We start from the raw sequence: 16,523 nt of genomic DNA on the forward strand, positions 1-16,523 counted from the left end.
CGCACCGCGCTACACTGACCCCATGCACCTGACGACCGTCTCTCGAAAGATCCGCGGCAAGGCGCTCATCCTGTGGGACCCCAAGCGCCCCGGGAAGAAGCGCGACGCCATCGATACCGACCAGATCACGCCGGCTGAGGACTGCGTCTCGGAGAGTCTCGCCACCCTGGACGAGAAGTGGAAGTCGGGCGCCTTCCGCCACGTCATGCCCGACTTCCGCGCGCGGGTGCACGGGGGGGAGACCTTCCTGGTCGCGGGCGACCGCTTCGCGATCGGCTCCTCGCGCGAGATGTCGCCCGCGGGTCTCAAGGGGATCGCCGAGGAGGCGGGGCTCGAGATGGTCGTGGTCTGCGGCGGCAACATGGGGGACATCTTCCGGCGGAACGCGCTCAACCTGGGATTGCAGGTGGTGCAGAGTCCCGAAGCGGTCGAGGACGCGCGCGACGGGGATGAGTTCGAGCTGGACGTCGAGTCGCGCGAGCTCACGAACGTGACGCAGGGGAAGCGCTACGTGCCCAAGGCGCTCACCGCCAAGGAAGAGGAGATCCGGAAAGGCGGCGGCATCTTCGCCATGGGGCGGCGCGAGGTTTCGGCCGCGCGGGGGCGGGTTCCGGCGGTCGAATTCCCCGATCCGATCACCGCGAGCCGGATGACCGCGACCGAGCAGATCCTCTGGGCGCACCGGGTCGACAAGAACGCCGAGGTTCGTCCCGGCGCGACGATCCAGGCCTACGCCGATCTCCTTCCCGCGTCCGACGGGACGGCGCCTTTCTCCATCCACACCTTCCGCCAGATCGTGGGGGACGTGGCCGCGGTTCCACGCCTCGCGGCGATCGCGAACGACCACTTCGTCTTTACCGGGAAGGACGCCGACGAGAAGCAGACCGGCATCTCGCGCGAGTTCGCCGCACGACATGGGATCAAGGCCCCGTACTACGCGCCGCCCGGGACCGGGATCTTTCATTTCTATTTCCCGGAGCAGGGGCTCGTGATTCCAGGCGGTTTCTATCCGGGGGCAGACTCCCACAGCCGCGCCTACGGCGCCTACGGCGCCGTAGGAATTGGCGTGGGAAGCACCACGCTCGGCTTCGGCTGGGCGACGGGGTACGTCTACGTCACCGTGGCGAAGCAGCGGCGGGTCGCGTTCCGGGGGAAGCTCCAGCCGTGGGTGGGCGGGAAGGACATCGTCCTGAAGCTCCTCTCCGGCTGGGGGGTGAAGCAGTCGCAGGGGATGAGCGTGGAGTTCCTGGACGAGGGAGGCCAGCTGCCCATCCCCTACCGCAACACCATCGCCAACATGATGGCCGAGGCGGAGGCGATGAACGGGATCTTCCCGCAAGATGCCGTGACCGACGAGTGGTTCCGGGACCGCGGGTTCAAGCTGCGCTACCCGAGAGTCGCGCCGGGCGAGGACGCGGTCTACGAGCTGGACGAGACGCTCGACCTCTCGGGCGTCGCCCCGATGATCGCCAAGCCGTTCAGTCCCGGGAACGCCTATCCCGCCGAAGAGGTCGCGACCGAGCGGCTCACGTTCCAGAAAGCGATGATCGGAAGCTGCACCAACGGCGGCTACGACGACCTGCTCTCGGCGGCGCTCGTCCTGCGTGGAGCCCGGGCCATGGGGATCGACCGCGTGAAGGGGAAGCACGAGTTCATCGTCTTTCCGGGAAGCGGCACGGTGAAGCTGCAGATCGAAAACCCCGATCCCCGCCTGAACGGGGAATCGATCGCCCAGGTCCTGCGCGCCGCGGGCGCGGAGATCCGCGAGTCGTGGTGCGGTCCCTGCTTCGGCCAGGGTCCCGACGCCCTGGAATCGGGGGAGCGCGCCATCACCTCGTTCAATCGGAACTGGCAGAACCGGATGGGCGTGGGCGGCGAGGGCTACCTCGCGAGCCCGGCCGTGGTCGCCTCCTCCGCGCTGGCCGGCTACATGGCGCCCCCGTCGGAGCTGGGGCTGGTGTGGGACCCGGAGGCGTTTACTTGAGCAGGCTCATTCTCCGCGTCAGCGAGCGGGACCCTTCGTTCAGCTCGTAGAAGTAGATTCCCGAAGCCACCCCGCGGCCGGCCTCATCGCGGCCGTCCCACCGGATGCGATACCCGCCGGCATCGAGCCGCTCGTTGACCAGCGTGCGCACCAGGCGCCCCTGCGCCGAGTAGACGCGCAGGGAAGCGCGGCCGCCCTGGGCCAGCTCGAAGCGGATCGTCGTGACCGGGTTGAAGGGGTTGGGCGTGTTCGCGGCGAGCGCAAAGCGCGGGCGTGGCGAGGACGCGTCCACCTCGACCGCGGCCGGAGCCGAGATCAGGAAGAGACTGTCGGAGGAGGCGACGTAGGTCGTGGCCCCCGCGTGCGCGGTCGCCCGCACCTTGGCCTGGAGGGTCGAGTAGGCGCCGTCGACGAAGTACGCGAGCGATCGCGGCGGGCCGGGGCTCACCCCGTAGAGGGTGCCGAGCCGCACGGGATAGGTCGCGCCGCCGTCGGTGGAGAGGTCGAATTCCACGGAGTCGGCGGATGCGCCGCCCACCACCACGGTTATGGAGTCGGGCTTGCCCGGCGGGATCTGCGCGCCCTTCGAGGGATGCGTCACCGTCGCCAGGAAGAGCGGCGCGGCCGCCGCCTGGATGTCGAGCTTGCCGTAGCCCCACACGCTGTTCGGCACCGATCCCGTGAAGGCGTCGGCGTGCGCGGTCGAGCGCAGGCGCGCCTTGATCGCCGACGGGGATTGTCCCGCCCACGCCGCCTGCGCCAGGAGAATCGCGACCGAGCCGGTCACGTGCGGCGAGGACATGCTCGTGCCCGCCTCGATGTGATGCACGCCGTCCTGCGCGATGAGCGCGGTCGCCGGGTTGTAGAGGCTCGACTTCGTGGACACCACGCCGAAGCCCGGCGCGCTCAGGTCGGGCTTCAGCGCGCCGTCGCGGCGCGGACCCTGGCTGGAGAAGGAGGCGATGGAGTTCACGGTGGGCGTGGGGTTCCAGCAGTAGCGGCTTCCGTCCACAGCCGTCCAGCACTCCTTGGTCACGTGGGCGGCGACGGTGATCACCGAGTCGGCCGAGCCGGGAGATCCCACCACGCCGCCGAAGGTGTTCCCCTGGACGAAGCGCGCGAGCGAGGCGCCGTTGCCGAGGTGGTCGCCGTACAGGTACATGTCGGCGATGCCCGTCGTCATCAGCGCGACGGGTGTGAGACGGAACTCCCAGGTCCCGCTCTTCGGCGCCTTGTTCGCGAAAGCGTCGAAGATCTCGACGTAGATCTCGTGGTCGCCGTTGGCGGGAGCCGTCGTCCCGTTGTAGGCGTTGATGTAGCCGTCGCCCGTGTTGTTGGAGGTGCTCGAGAGCCCCGTGGCGATCGGGCCGATGGTCGTGCCCGAGGGCGTGATGATCGTGAGCGAGACCTGGTCGGCGCCCGCGTACCAGCCCGAGAAGAGCAGGTAGTCGTTCTGGGTGCCCGCGTTCTTGGTGTAGGTGGGGACCGTCACCGTCATGCTCTGCGGCGTCGTGCCGTTCAGGTCCAGCCGCCCGTGCATGTCGTCCTCGCCCGTGTTTCCGGCGGAAGCGACGACGATCCTTCCGGGGCCGGTGAGCGCGTTCACCATCGTGTCGAAGCCGTAGGTGCCATCGTGCGGACCGTCCTCGGTGCCCAGGCTCAGGTTCACCACCGCCTGCTTGCCGAGCGCCGCGGCGCGCTGGAAGACGTAGTTCACGCCGTCGATGATCGACGAGGTCGCGAAGGTGGTCTTGACCATGACGAGATCGGCCTCGGGCGCCATGCCGACGTACGTGAAGGCCGGCTGGCCGTTTCCGGTGCCGCTCCCGTTGCCGCCAGCGATCCCGAGCACGTGCGTGCCATGCCCGTCGGTGTCCGTCTCGGTCGCCGTCCCCGCGTTGATCTGGGCCGCCGTGAACTCCGCGCCGTACGTGAATCCGGCCGGCGGCGTGCCCGTGCTCGCGGTCTGGTCCCACACCGAGAGCAGCCGCGTCGTCCCATCCTGGTGCTTGAAGTCCGGGTGACCGAGATCCACGCCCGTGTCGACGTCGCCGACCAGGATGCCCGCGCCGGTCTGTCCCGTGATCACGGGCGGCGTGATGGTGCGGAGCGCGTTCACGTGCGTGTCGGGGGCGCTCCGGTCCAGGTTCGGCTTGCAGCGCTCGGCCACGCTGACGCGGTCGACGTCCGGCATCGCCAGCAGGGCCTGGAGGAGCCCGATCGGACAGCGTGCCGTCATCATCCGTCCCGCGACCGTGTTCACCTCGATCCCGCGCGCCCGAAGGAGTCCGGGCGGAACGTCCCCCTCCACGATCAGCTCGATCATCGTCTCGCCGTTCCGTCCCTTCGTGAGGAAGCGGTCGGAGAGATCGGTCCCGGGCTCGATGTGCGCGAGCGCGGGGGAGACGGATCGTGGAGCGGCGGTTGCGGAAGAGGCGAAGAGTGCGAGTGTCAGGAAGAGCGCGGCGGACGCGAAGGGGCGGGGAGCACGGCGCATGAAGTCGTTCACCTCGACACGGGTGTGGCTCGTACGGCTCGGAATGGGCGGATCGAGTCTTAGATTATACCACGGCGGGATCGATTCAGGCGCGTTCAGGGCGGCGACGTAACCCCTTGACCGCCTTGAGGGTAGGTCCGCGCAGCGGTAGCTCGTCCAGGCGCGCGGGGTCGACCCAGCGCGCCTCTGCGGCCGCACTTCCTTTCGAGGGCGGATCGAGCGATTCCCACACCTCGAAGTGGAGGTCTTCGGCGTAGGTGCGGTGCCGGAAGCGTCGCGTCGGTCCCGTCACCGGCGCCCCCTTCGTCCAGGTGCGCGAGAGTCGAACCGCCGCGGCGCGCGCCGCGCCTTCCGTCCCCTGCGGGGTGGTGCCTGCGGTCCCCTCTCGCGCCTTCGCCGCGGTGTCCGCCATCGGGAGGCTCCAACCCTTGGCGTCGGAAGCGCCCCGTGAGCCGCCGGCTTCGCCGTTCACCAAGAGGATCTTCGCTCCGCGCCGCGCGAGGAGCATCACGACGCGCCGCGTGGGAAGGCTCGAGGCCGTCTTCGCGGGCTCGGGGTAGGCCGCGGCATCGCCGCTCCGGCGCGCCAGGCACGGGGCCGCGGCGGGACACGCATCGCAGCGCGGGGCGCGCGGGGCGCAGACCAGCGCCCCCAGCTCCATGAGCGCCTGCGTCCAGTCTCCCGGGCTTACGCCCTCGGCCAGGCGCGTCGCCAAGCCCTCGACCTCGCGCCGCAGGACGGGATCGTCGCGGCGGCCCCGAAGCCCCGCGATCCGGGCGAGCACGCGGATCACGTTTCCGTCGACCGCCGCTGCCGACATGCCGTGGGCCACGCTCGCGATGGCGGCTGCCGTGTAGGCGCCGACTCCCGGCAGCGCGCGAAGCGATTCCTGGTCGTCGGGAACGCGGCCGCCGTGCTCGCGCACCATCACGGCGGCCGCGGCATGGAGGCCCCGCGCGCGCCGGTAGTAGCCCAGCCCCGACCACGCCGCGAGCACGTCCTCCTCGCGCGCTCGCGCGAGGGCCCGCACCGTGGGGAAGCGCGTCAGGAAGCGCTCGTAATAGGGGATCACGGTCTCCACGCGAGTCTGCTGGAGCATGATCTCGCTCACCCAGATCGCGTAGGGATCGCGCGTCCTTCGCCACGGAAGGTCGCGGCGGTTCCGCCGGTACCATCGGAGCACGGCGGCGCGAAGCGCTCGCAGCTCGGCAGAGGCCGCGCTGGACGCGGCAGGGCGCTTCACGACAACGGGAGGGCGCTTCACGACAACGCCTCCGCCGCACGGTGTCCGCTCAGCGCCGCGCTCTCGATGGTGGGCGGGAGGCCGGTGTCGGTCCAGTCCCCCGCGAGGAAGAGTCCCTCCACGCGCGTGTGGGTCGCGGGGCGAAGCGCGTCCGCCTCGGGCGTGGCACGCATCGTGGCGCGCCGCTCCTTGTAGACGCGGGCGCCGATGAGCCGCGCGCAGCGGGCGGCGCCGAAGGCCTCCGCCAGCTCGGCCGTGGTCTCCGCGGCGATCGCCTCGGGCGCGCGCCCCGCGTCGGCGAAGGCGGCGCTCCGCACCGTGCCCACCGCGAAGCCGGCTCCCACCCCGGCCCCCGCGGCGCCGCGGTCGAACGCCCACTGCGTCTTCGTTCCGATCAGGCCGAGAAAGCGCGCGGGGAGCACCGGGCGATCGTACACGTGCACGGTGGAGACGATCGGAGACCAGGGAACCGCGGCGATCGCGCGATAGGGCTCGGCCAGCTCGGGGCGCAACAGCCAGGTCACCCGCTCGTGCGGCACGGCCAGGATCACCGCTCCCGCCTCGATCCGCTCGCCGCCCAGGAGCGAGACGCCCGCCGCGCGGCCGCCCTCGACGCGAACGCCGAGTGCGGTGGCGCGGTAGCGCACCGCACCGCCCGGGCGCGCCACGTACTTCTCGAATCCGGCGAGCAGATCGCCCAGGCCGCGCCGCGCGAGCGCGAGCCCGCTCGCCGCCGCGGGCGCGGCGAGGAGCCGGTCCAACGCCCGCGCGAAGAGCGCGGCCGATCCCTCCTCCGGAGATTCGTTCAGCGCCGCCAGGGCCAGCGGACTCAGGATCGTCTCGAGGTCGGGCTCCCGGATCTCCTCGCGGAGCCACTGCGCGACCGTGCGGCGGTCGGCGTCCCTCCGGGAGAGGGCTTCGGCCTTGGGACGCAGGGACGCCGCCGCCAGCCGCGCGGCCGGCGAGAGGCGCGGGCAGGAGGCGATCGCGGCGATCCAGTGGAACGGCGCGGGGAGGCGCGGGCAGCGGATCTCGTACTCGCCGCGGCCGCGCTCCCAGTACCGGAGGCGGAACGCGGGGTCGGCCTCCAGCTCGCGCTCGGTGCCGATGCGTCGCAGGAGCTTCCAGGTCTCGTCGTAGAAGGAGGCGAGCACGTGCTGGCCGTTGTCGCGGAGCTCGCCCGTGGTGGGATCGGTCCAGGAGTAGGCGCGGCCGCCCGGGCGCTGCCGGGTTTCCAAGACGAGGACGCGGGCCCCCCGCTCGGCCAGGGCGGTCGCGGCCGCCACGCCGGCAAAGCCTGCGCCCACGACCACGACGTCGGGGCGCGCCACGCGTGTCAGCGCGGGCTGCGCACGGCCAGCGCCGTGCTCGCCGCGATCCAGACGCGCTCCAGCTTCGAAACGCGGACCTCGCGCGACAGCACGTCGAAGCCGGAGGCCTCGATCCGTTCCAGGAGGCGGCGATAGACGCCCGCCATGATCTCCGCGGCCAGGAGCCGCCGCCGGTCGAGGGCCGACACCTCGCGCTCGGCGGCCTCGAAGAAGGAGCGGGCCCGCTCGGCCTGGAAGCGCATCAGGTCCAGGAACGCCCGGTCGCGCCGGCACAGCCGGAGCGCCTCCTCGCTCACGCCGAAGCGCGCCAGCTCGTCCGTCGGAAGATAGACGCGGCCGCGCGAGAGATCGCTTCCCACGTCGCGGAGGATGTTCGTCAGCTGGAGCGCGAGCCCCAGGTTCTCGGCGTAGCGCCGCCCGCGCTCCTCCGCCTCGCCGAAGATGCGGAGGCAGATGAGTCCCACGATGGAAGCGACCCGGTAGCAGTAGCGATGCAGCTCCGCGAAGGTGCCGTAGCGGCGATGGGAGAGATCCATCTCCACGCCGTTGATCAGCTCGTCGAAGTAGAAGCGGGGGATGTGGAACCGCTCGACGTGGGGGCGGAGCGCCGCCGTGAGCGGCTCCTCGGGCACCCCTTCGTAGAGAAGTACCAGCTCGCGGCGGAAGCGCTCCAGGCGCGCCCGCGCGCGGTCGGTATCCGAATCCTCGTCCACGCCGTCGTCGAGCGCGCGGCTCCAGGCGTGCACCGCGCGGATCGCCTCGCGCTGCGGGCGCGGCAGGATGGCGAAGGCGACGCCGAAGTTGCTGCGGCGGCGCATCACCGGGGAGGTCTCCACGTCAGCCGCCGATCCCGAGGCATGCCGCCGCCGCGATGCGCGCGCGCGCCAGCCCGCCCAGGTGCGGGCGGTCGTGGATCACGTCCTGCCCGCGCCGGAGCACGGCGCGCAGCACGGTGCTTCCCCCCGCGACGGTCGCGCGGAGCTGGATCGAAAGCCCGAACGGCACCCGCCGCACGATGCCGCGGCCGCGCTCGAACAGCTCTTCGGTGGCGCGGCACTCGTGCTCGATCAGCCGGGTGACCGGCTCGGCTTGCGAGGGATCCCCCAGCCGCTCGCGGGCCACGCCGAAGCGGGCGAGATCCTCGAGCGGAAGGAAGAGACGGCCCCGGGCGAGATCGGTCCCGAGATCCTGCCAGAAGTTCGTGAGCTGGAGCGCGGTGCAGAGGGCGTCCGACTCGGCGAGCGCGGGCGCGTCTTCGACGCCGTAGAGCGCGAGAACCATCCGCCCGATCGTGTTCGCTGAGCCGCGGCAGTAGCCGAGCAGGTCGTCCCAGGTCGGAAACACCGCGTCGCGCGCGTCGGCGCGAAAGGCCTCGAGCAGGTCGAACAGCGGCTCGGCGGGAAGCTGGTGGCGGTCGAGCGCGTCGGCCAGCGCGAGGAGGATCGGATCGGGAGGGTATCCCTCGATGGCTCGGTGGAGATCCGCCTCGATCTGGTCCAGGCGCTCCAGCCGGTCCGCCGTGGGACGCTCGGCGTCCGCGACGTCGTCGGCGATCCGCGCGAAGGCGTAGATCGCGGCCAGCGCCTGGCGGCGGTCGTGCGACAGGAACCAGGAAGCGACCGGGAAATTCTCGTAGTGCCGCCGCGCGATGGCCTCGCAGGCCTGGTACGCGAGATGGAGCGGCGTGGGATCGGTTGGCCGTCCGCCCGGCGCGTCCGTGTCGATGCGCTCGAGCGGCGGGGGAGGTTCCAGCATCGCTGCCTCCAGGAAGGGGATGCGCTCGGGCCAGTAGAGCATGCGTCCCGAGGAAGCGTCAAGGCGCGCGGGATCGGCTTGGCCCTCGCCGGCATGCTATGCTTCCCGGCGCGAAATCGAGACGGTTTCGCCACAACCAGGGAGGACTTCCATGAGACGCATCCTCTTGTATCTACTTCTCGCCGCCGCCGTTCTCGCGGTCGCGGCTCCCGCGCAGGCCCAGCACCGGCGCTATCGCGATTACGATCGGCCCCGCTCCAGCTCCGTGGAAGGGCAGACGATCGCCACCATCCACCTCGGCCTCTCCTCGCCCACGGGCGACTTCGACACCTTCTTCAACTCCGGGCTCGGCTTCGGCGGCTCGATCGCCTACGGCGTGAGCCGGAGCGTGCTCCTCTCCTTCGAGCTCTCGCACCACGACTTCGGCGGCGAGCTGCCGCGCGACGACGCCTCCGTGACGCCGATGACGTTCAACGCGGCGTACGTGTTCCCGACGGGGGGCAGCGTGGTCCCGTGGGCCGGTGGGGGGATCGGCGCCTACGGCCACCACGAGCGGATCGAGGACGGCATCTCCCCCGGCGTCGACTTCGACGACTCGGAGACCGCCTTCGGATACAACCTGGGCGCCGGGATCGGCGGCCCGATCGCGCGGCGCACGCTGCTGGGCGGCGGCTTCCGCTTCCACCACGTGGACGGCGACCGCCTGCTCGAGGCGAACTTCTGGACGTTCCAGGTGGGCCTGGGATTCATGCTGTAGTGCGGAGGACGCGGCGGGTGTAGGCTGAACCCGCTGCCGGCGCTTTTTGCGGAGGGCTCGTTCCATGTGCTCCCGTTCCGTCCTGCTCGTCGCGTCCTCACTCGTTCTCGGCTGCCTGGCGCTGCCCTCGACGTCCCTGGCGGGCTACGGCCCGGCCCCGGCGGCCCCGCGAGTCGGGGCGCCCTGGATCCAGATCTACGCCGCCGGCTCCGCGGACATGGGCCGGATCTCCGGTGAATCGGCCCTGGGGTACGGCATCTCGCTCTTGTGGCGGGCGTCGGACCGCTGGTCGCTCGGCATGAGCGCGACCCGGCTCGCCCACGATCGGGAGAACGTGACGCCGCTCGCCCTTGGATTTGCGTACGGCCCGAAGGGCGACCGGACCTTCCGTCCCTCGTTCGAAGCCGGCCTGTCCTACTACCGGTTCACCGCAACCTCCGCGGTCGACAACCCTCTGGGCCTGGCCAGCTCCGGCAATCCGCGCGACCGGTTTCCCGATTCCGGTCATGAATCGGTGTCGAGCCGCGCGGCCGGAGGCTATTTCGGTCTGGCGGCGGAGCGCACGCTGACCTCGCATCTCGGCCTCATGGCCGGAGCGCGCGGATACTTCTGGTCGGGGCGAAGCGGATCGCACGGCTGGGATGGTCTGGCGGAGGGACGGGCGGGGCTGAGCTATCGGTTCTGAAGGGGCTGAGCTACCGGTTCCGAGCTGACGCGGACCCGCCGGGGTGCGTCTACCGCACCCGGCGCTTCCGATTCTGCGCGAAGTCCACGAAGAGGTAGCTGCCGAGGTCTTCCAGGTCGGAGAAGTAGGCGCGGCCCTTGTTGAGCTGCGTGAAGCGCTCGACGAACCGGACGAGATACGGATCCTGCGTCACCATGAAGGTGGTGATCGGGATCCGTTTTCTTCGGCACTGCACCGCCTCGTCCAGGGTCTTGTTCACGATCTTGGGGTCGAGGCCGAAGGCGTTCTTGTAGAAGCGCCCATTCTCGAAGATGGCCGACGGCTTGCCGTCGGTGATCATGAAGATCTGCTTGTTCACGTGCTTCTGCCGCGACAGGATCTGCTGCGCCAGCTGGAGCCCCGCTTTCGTGTTCGTGTGGTACGGCCCCACCGAGACGTAGGGAATGTCCCGCAGCTTCACCTCCCACGCGTCGTCGCCGAAGAGCACCACCGAGAGCGAGTCCTTGGGGTACTGCGTCGTGATCAGCTCGGCCAGCGCCAGGGCCGCCTGCTTCGCCGGGGTGATCCGGTCCTCGCCGTAGAGGATCATCGAGTGGCTCACGTCGATCAGGAGCACCGTGGCGCAGCTGGAGAGGTGCTCCGTTTCGTAGACCTCGAGGTCGTCCTCGGTGAGCCGGAGCCCCTCGTCGGGGTAGCTGCCGCGCTGGCGGCGCATCGAGTTCCGCACGCTGGAGAGGAAGTCGATGTCGGAGACCGCGTCGCCGAACGCGTAGGGGCGCGTCTCGGTGATCTTCTCGCCGCCCGAACCGGTGCGGGGCACGCGGTGCTCGCCGGCGGAATCCTTCGCGAGCGAGGCGAAGATCCGGTCGAGGGAGTCCTTCCGGATCATCCGCTCGCCCTTCTTCGTGAGGACGTTCTTCCCGTCCACCTCCTGGATCGCCTCCTGCTCTTTCAGCTGTTTCTTGAAGTCCTCGATCGAGAACTTCTGGTTGAAGAAGCCGAAGCGCTCTCCCAGCTCCTCCAGGGCGCGCAGCGCCTCGTCCACGTTGCCGTCGGTCATGAGGAGAAGGCGGTGGTAGAGCGAGAGGAGATTCTTCAGGAACGCGAGGTTCTGCATCAGCCTCTCGTCCCAGCGCGCGTAGCGGAAGTCCATACGGAGTCCTAGGCCCGGAGGCCGGCGGCGGTCAGTCCTCCGCCTCCTCCGGCTTGCCGAGCATCGTGGAGAACATGTCGGTGTAGGCGAGCGCGGCGGTGTCGGTGCGCTCCTTGGCGAGAATCGAGTTCTGGTGCAGCGCCTCGAGCACGAACTCCATGCCGGTCGGGACCTCGGCCGGATCGCGCATCGGCAGGTAGCGCTTGGGCAGATCCTCCAGCCCGTTCACCGCGCCGAGCCGCTTGTGGAACTCCCGCGTCGGAAGCTCGTCCGAGATCTCCACCTTCTTCCCCTGGGCGAACCAGCGGAAGATCGGATCGTACTCGGACGCGGCGCCCTCCCCCTTCTCCTTCGCCTTGTAGGCGTCGGGGAAGTACTTGGTGAAGATCTCCTTCACGGCCTTGCCGATGAGGTGCTTGGCCACGGCGACCGCGCCCTCCTGCTCTCCTTCGTAGACCAGCTCCACCTTGCCCGTGATGGACGAGAGGGCGTGCTGCAGGTCGCAGACGCGGACCGCCATGCGCCGCTCGCCCGTCCGGATGGCGCGCCGCTCGGCGTTGGAGATGATGTTCTCGAGGAGCGCGATGGTCATGCGCACGCTCACGCCGCTCGACTGATCCACGTACGAGGACTTGCGCGCCTGGACGGCGACCATCTCCACCAGCTCGCGGATGTAGGGCGGCACGATGATCTCGATGCCGTCCTCGCGCTGCACCCACGCCTCCTGCTCGGTGACGCGCATGGCGTCCTCGATGGTGAAGGGGTAGTGGGTCATGATCTGCGAGGCGATCCGGTCGCGCAGCGGCGTGATGATGTTGCCGCGGTTCGTGTAGTCCTCGGGGTTGGCCGAGAAGACGATCTGGATGTCCAGCGGGAGCCGGATCGGGAAGCCGCGGACCTGGATGTCCTTCTCCTCGAGAATGTTCAGGAGACCGACCTGGATGCGGGGCTGCAGGTCGGGCAGCTCGTTGATGGCGAAGATGCCGCGGTTGGTGCGCGGGATGATGCCGTAGTGCATCACCTCGGGGTCGCTGTAGGAGCGCCGTTCGTTCGCCGCCTTGATCGGGTCGATGTCGCCGATCAGGTCGGCGATCGTCACGTCGGGCGTGGCGAGCTTCTCGCGATAGCGCTCCTCCCGCGGGATCCACCGCACGGCCACCTGATCCCCCTGCTCGGCCACGCGCCGCTTGCACGCGGGGCAGATCGGGTTCAGCGGATCGTCGTTCAGCTCGCAGCCGTCGATCGCGGGTACGAAATCGTCCAGGAAGCGGCCGAGCGAGCGGAGCAGCCGGGTCTTGGCCTGGCCGCGAAGCCCGAGGAGGATGAAGTCGTGCCCGCTCAGGATCGCGTTCTCGATCTGGGGGAGCACGGTTCGGTCGTAACCGACGATTCCGGGGAAGCGGTCGTCGTTCCGTTCCATGGCGGCAATCAGGTTGTGCCGCATCTCCTGCTTCACCGTCCGCGGCTTGTATCCGCTATCTCTAAGCTCTTTAATAGTTTGCGGCATTTTCATCGGCGGATCGGACCTCCTGATAGGGAGCGGCTCTAACTGCCTACTAGAGTACCGCTTTGGACGCTTCCGTCACAAGCGGGGAGCGGGCCGTGCTCGAATCGTTTCCTGCAAAATGAAGGTTGACTTTGCAGGCCATTCTGCCGAATAATATTCGGAAATGGCGCTCAGAGACCGAACCTCATTAGACAGCCCGGCCGACCTCGACCCGATCGACCGTCGAATCCTGGCGCTTCTCCAGCAGGATGCCAAGCGCTCCCAGGCCGACGTGGCCAAGGAGGTCGGGCTCACGGCGCCCTCGGTCAACGAGCGGATTCGGAAGCTCGAGCGGGCCGGCTTCATCCGCGGCTACGTCGCGCTCCTGGACGACCGGAAGCTGGGCTACGACATCACGGCGTTCGTCGAGGTCTTCGTCGAGCACCCCAAGTTCGAGACGCCCTTCATCGAGGCCGTCGCGGAGCTGGACGAAGTCCTCGAGTGCCACCATATCACCGGAGAGTTCTCGCTGCTCCTCAAGGTGAAGGTGACCGACATGGCGGCCTTCCGGCGCCTGTTGATCGAGAAGCTGAACACGATCCGCGGCGTGCGGCAGACCCGGACCGTGATGGTGCTGGACACGTGGAAGGAGCAGCACCGGATCAAAGTGGATTGATGCGGCCCCGGAGGGATCGATGCGGCACCGGATCGATCCCTGCGGGCCGAGCCGATCGATAGAAACGCGAACGAAACAAACCTCAGTCCGAACACCCGAAAGGAGCACGCCATGACCCCGACCGCCACCGGCACCTCGGTCCGCGTCACACCGGATCAGGTCCATGCCACGCTGGCCAGGCACATGCTGGCCGACGGCTTCGACTTCGTCCTCGACCTCGACAAGAGCCAGGGGGTCTGGCTGCACGATTCGCGCGGCAACAAGACCCTGATGGACTTCTTCTCCTTCTTCGCCTCGAACCCGGTCGGGATGAACCATCCCGGCATCAAGAGTCCCGAGTTCCAGGCGCGGCTGGTGAAGGCCGCCCTCCACAACGTCACCAACAGCGACGTCTACACCACGGAGATGGCGGAGTTCGTGGAGACGTTCGCGCGCCACGCCATGAAGGATGCCTTCGTGCACTCCTTCTTCGTGGCCGGCGGGACGCTGGGGATCGAGAACGCGCTCAAGGCGGCCTTCGACTGGAAGGTGCGCCAGAACTTCGCGCGCGGATGGCGCGAGGAGCGGGGCGCCAAGGTGCTCCACTTCGAGCAGGCCTTCCACGGCCGCTCCGGCTACACGCTGTCCCTGACGAACACCACCGATCCCCGGAAGACCGCCTACTTCCCGAAGTTCGACTGGCCGCGCGTCGCCAACCCCAAGGCCGAGTTCCCCCTCACCGAGGACCGGTTGAAGGACGTGAAGGCGCGCGAGGCGCTCGCGGTGGCCCAGATGGATCGCGCCTTCGAGCGCTACGGCGACGACATCGCCGCGATCATCATCGAGCCGATCCAGGGCGAGGGCGGCGACAACCACTTCCGCGCCGAGTTCTTCAAGGAGCTGCGCCGCTTCGCCGACGAGAAGGGCGCCATGCTCATCTTCGACGAGGTGCAGGCGGGCTTCGGGCTCACCGGCAAGTTCTGGGCGTACGAGCACTACGGCGTCAGCCCCGACATGGTCTGCTTCGGCAAGAAGGCCCAGATCTGCGGCTTCATCGCGAACAAGCGGATCGACGAGGTGAAGGACAACGTCTTCCACGTCTCCAGCCGCATCAACTCGACGTGGGGCGGCACGCTGGTGGACATGGTCCGGAGCCAGCGCTACCTGGAGATCATGGCCGAGGACCGGCTTCTGGAGAACGCCGCGGCGCGCGGCGCCGAGCTGCTCGCCGGACTCGAGGGCTTCGCCAAGGAGTTCCCCGAACACGTGATGAACGCGCGCGGCAAGGGCCTCATGTGCGCGTTCGACCTCCGCGACGGAGGGCTTCGCGACGCGGTGATCGCGAACGCCTACGCCGAGGGCGTGGTCGTCCTGGGCTGCGGCCCGACCTCGATCCGGTTCCGTCCGCCCCTCGTGATCTCGAAGGAAGAGATCGCGCAGGGTCTGGAGAAGTTCCGGTCGAGCATCAAGAAGGCGATCGGCCGCTAACACCGCGAGGCAGGTAGCGGCGCACCGGCGACGCAAGACGCCGGCGGCCGTGAATCAGGGGGGACGCCGCGCGAGCGGCGCCCCCCTTTCGTTTCCTGCTATAATTCTCGCAGGCAGCACGGAAGCTCCGCCGAAAACGCTCCGCCGGGCTACGGGACCGAGACACCCATGCGCCGCACCTCCGAACGGTTCGCTCCCTTTGCTGTCGCGCTCCTTCTTGGGGCATGGCCCGGAGTCGCCTCCGCGCGCACCGCCCGCGAGACGATCGCCTACGTTCCCGCCGCCATCTGGGGTGACTACCTCGAGCCCGCCACCGGCGGACTGGGGCTGGTCGCGCACGCGATCTACTGGTTCGAGGGCGCCGATTCGTCGATGGGACGCGTCCTGGGCGATCTCGAGCGCTACCAGGCTGACGACGCCAAGGCCGCTCCGCGCGAGCCGCTCGTCGCGTTCGTCGGCCGCTACGCGGCCTATCCGTCCACCACGCTCGCGCCCGGCGTGGCCGTCATGGATACAACCGGGGCCCTGGTCTCCGATTTCCCGAGAGCGCGGAGCTACGCGTGGAGCCCGGACGGACAGCGCCTGGTCGTGCTCTTTGCCCGTGAAGCGCTGCCGCCCGGCCGAGGGAGTCGGGCCGCGCGCGGTCGGGCCGCGGGCGGCGGCCGTCCCGCCGGGAGCGCCCGCCTCGCGAAGGCCGCGACCCGCTACCGGCCGGGGATTTCGGTGTGGGATCGCCAGGACGGCTCGGTGCGCTCCTTCGCGCGCTGGCCCTCGCGCGCGGCGTGGGCCGGGAACGACTCGCTCCTGCTCCAGTTCCCGGATAGCGTCCTGGTGCTCGACGCCCGCACCGGGAAGACCGATCGCACCGGCCACAACGGAACCGTCGTCTCCAGCGATTCCCGCTACGCGCTATGGCCCGGCGAGGATGGGGAGAACACGCGGGTATTCGAGGAAGAGAGCGGCCAGCGGATCACCGACGCGGTGTTCGGCCCGTTCCAGCGGTCCGGAAAAGGGCAGATCCGGTCGGCGTTCTGGGTGCGCGGCCGGGGCGCCGGCCACCTGATGGTCGTCTCCGGCTGCGACGGGATCCAGTTTCCGGAGCCGTCCTGCCGGACGCGCGTGATCGACGTGGAGACCCTCCAATCCGTCGCCTCGTTCCGGGGCGAAGCGCTCGGCCCCACCGCCGATGAGCGCGGGGTCGTGGTGTTCCGGCGCGACCTGGGGAGGCTGGAATATCACGACCTGAGGCCGGTCGCGCGGGAGAGGTCCCTGGCCGCCGGAGAACGCCGGGACGACGCCGAAGCGCGCGGCGAGCGGTCACGCCGGGACGCGGCCCAGGAGGGCGGCGACCGGGCACGTCGGGACGACCCAGAACGCCGCGAGCCGCCGTCGGAGGACAGCGGCTCGGAATCCGGGGAGTTCCACTAGGCGACCCCGTCCTGCGCCAGGGTGCCAGAGCTCTAGCTAGTTCTTCGTAACGAGATCCGCG

13 protein-coding genes are annotated in these 16,523 nt (G+C 69.5%); 6 read left to right on the forward strand and 7 right to left on the reverse strand.

Annotated features, from left to right (window positions below; translation table 11 throughout):
• Window positions 1–22: 22 nt before the first annotated feature.
• Window positions 23–1,984 carry an aconitase family protein gene (locus VE326_05505; GenBank protein HYJ32657.1) on the forward strand — a complete coding sequence of 654 codons (1,962 nt, stop codon included), beginning with the start codon at window positions 23–25 and terminating at the stop codon, window positions 1,982–1,984.
• On the opposite strand, the gene VE326_05510 is transcribed toward VE326_05505, so the two are convergent.
• The 5 genes from VE326_05510 to hpnC all read right to left on the reverse strand — a co-directional run bounded on the left by VE326_05510 (window position 1,977) and on the right by hpnC (window position 8,810).
• Window positions 1,977–4,481 (reverse strand): S8 family serine peptidase, encoded by a 2,505-nt coding sequence (locus tag VE326_05510; GenBank protein ID HYJ32658.1) that lies wholly within the window; start codon window positions 4,479–4,481, stop codon window positions 1,977–1,979. The two genes, VE326_05505 and VE326_05510, sit on opposite strands and share 8 nt — an antisense overlap.
• Before the next feature lie 85 nt (window positions 4,482–4,566).
• Window positions 4,567–5,745 carry an A/G-specific adenine glycosylase gene (mutY, locus tag VE326_05515; GenBank protein ID HYJ32659.1) on the reverse strand — a complete coding sequence of 393 codons (1,179 nt, stop codon included), beginning with the start codon at window positions 5,743–5,745 and terminating at the stop codon, window positions 4,567–4,569.
• Complete coding sequence (hpnE, locus tag VE326_05520; GenBank protein HYJ32660.1) at window positions 5,742–7,055, reverse strand: hydroxysqualene dehydroxylase HpnE; 1,314 nt, start codon at window positions 7,053–7,055, stop codon at window positions 5,742–5,744. The genes mutY and hpnE overlap by 4 nt, the downstream gene beginning before the upstream one ends.
• A 5-nt stretch (window positions 7,056–7,060) precedes the next feature.
• On the reverse strand, window positions 7,061–7,873 hold the full coding sequence (gene hpnD, locus VE326_05525; protein HYJ32661.1) for a presqualene diphosphate synthase HpnD: 813 nt from the start codon (window positions 7,871–7,873) through the stop codon (window positions 7,061–7,063).
• A gap of 19 nt (window positions 7,874–7,892) precedes the next feature.
• A complete protein-coding gene (gene hpnC / locus VE326_05530) occupies window positions 7,893–8,810 on the reverse strand; it encodes a squalene synthase HpnC (protein ID HYJ32662.1) in 918 nt (305 codons plus the stop codon).
• 151 nt (window positions 8,811–8,961) lie between these two features.
• Here hpnC and VE326_05535 point away from each other — a divergent pair, with 151 nt between their 5' ends.
• Entirely contained in the window at window positions 8,962–9,567 is a 606-nt protein-coding gene (locus tag VE326_05535) for an outer membrane beta-barrel protein (protein HYJ32663.1), read from the forward strand.
• Window positions 9,568–9,631: 64 nt separating this feature from the next.
• On the forward strand, window positions 9,632–10,252 hold the full coding sequence (locus VE326_05540; protein ID HYJ32664.1) for a hypothetical protein: 621 nt from the start codon (window positions 9,632–9,634) through the stop codon (window positions 10,250–10,252).
• Window positions 10,253–10,301: 49 nt separating this feature from the next.
• Here the strand turns inward: VE326_05540 and VE326_05545 are convergent, their stop codons facing one another.
• Complete coding sequence (locus tag VE326_05545; protein HYJ32665.1) at window positions 10,302–11,405, reverse strand: VWA domain-containing protein; 1,104 nt, start codon at window positions 11,403–11,405, stop codon at window positions 10,302–10,304.
• A 31-nt stretch (window positions 11,406–11,436) separates the two neighbouring features.
• Window positions 11,437–12,918: an AAA family ATPase gene (locus tag VE326_05550; GenBank protein HYJ32666.1), complete on the reverse strand. Its 1,482-nt coding sequence runs from the start codon at window positions 12,916–12,918 to the stop codon at window positions 11,437–11,439.
• Between the two features lie 157 nt (window positions 12,919–13,075).
• Here VE326_05550 and VE326_05555 point away from each other — a divergent pair, with 157 nt between their 5' ends.
• The 3 genes from VE326_05555 (at window position 13,076) to VE326_05565 (ending at window position 16,462) form a co-directional block, all read left to right on the forward strand.
• Window positions 13,076–13,567 carry an Lrp/AsnC family transcriptional regulator gene (locus tag VE326_05555; protein ID HYJ32667.1) on the forward strand — a complete coding sequence of 164 codons (492 nt, stop codon included), beginning with the start codon at window positions 13,076–13,078 and terminating at the stop codon, window positions 13,565–13,567.
• A 111-nt stretch (window positions 13,568–13,678) separates the two neighbouring features.
• Window positions 13,679–15,034, forward strand: coding sequence for an L-lysine 6-transaminase (gene lat, locus VE326_05560; protein ID HYJ32668.1), 1,356 nt, complete (start codon window positions 13,679–13,681; stop codon window positions 15,032–15,034).
• A gap of 168 nt (window positions 15,035–15,202) precedes the next feature.
• The gene (locus tag VE326_05565) at window positions 15,203–16,462 is read left to right on the forward strand and encodes a hypothetical protein (protein HYJ32669.1); all 1,260 of its coding nucleotides are present in this window, start codon (window positions 15,203–15,205) and stop codon (window positions 16,460–16,462) included.
• The last annotated feature ends 61 nt before the right edge of the window (window positions 16,463–16,523 follow it).

Source organism: Candidatus Binatia bacterium (genome assembly GCA_035631035.1).
Classification (GTDB): Bacteria; Eisenbacteria; RBG-16-71-46; order SZUA-252; family SZUA-252; genus DASQJL01.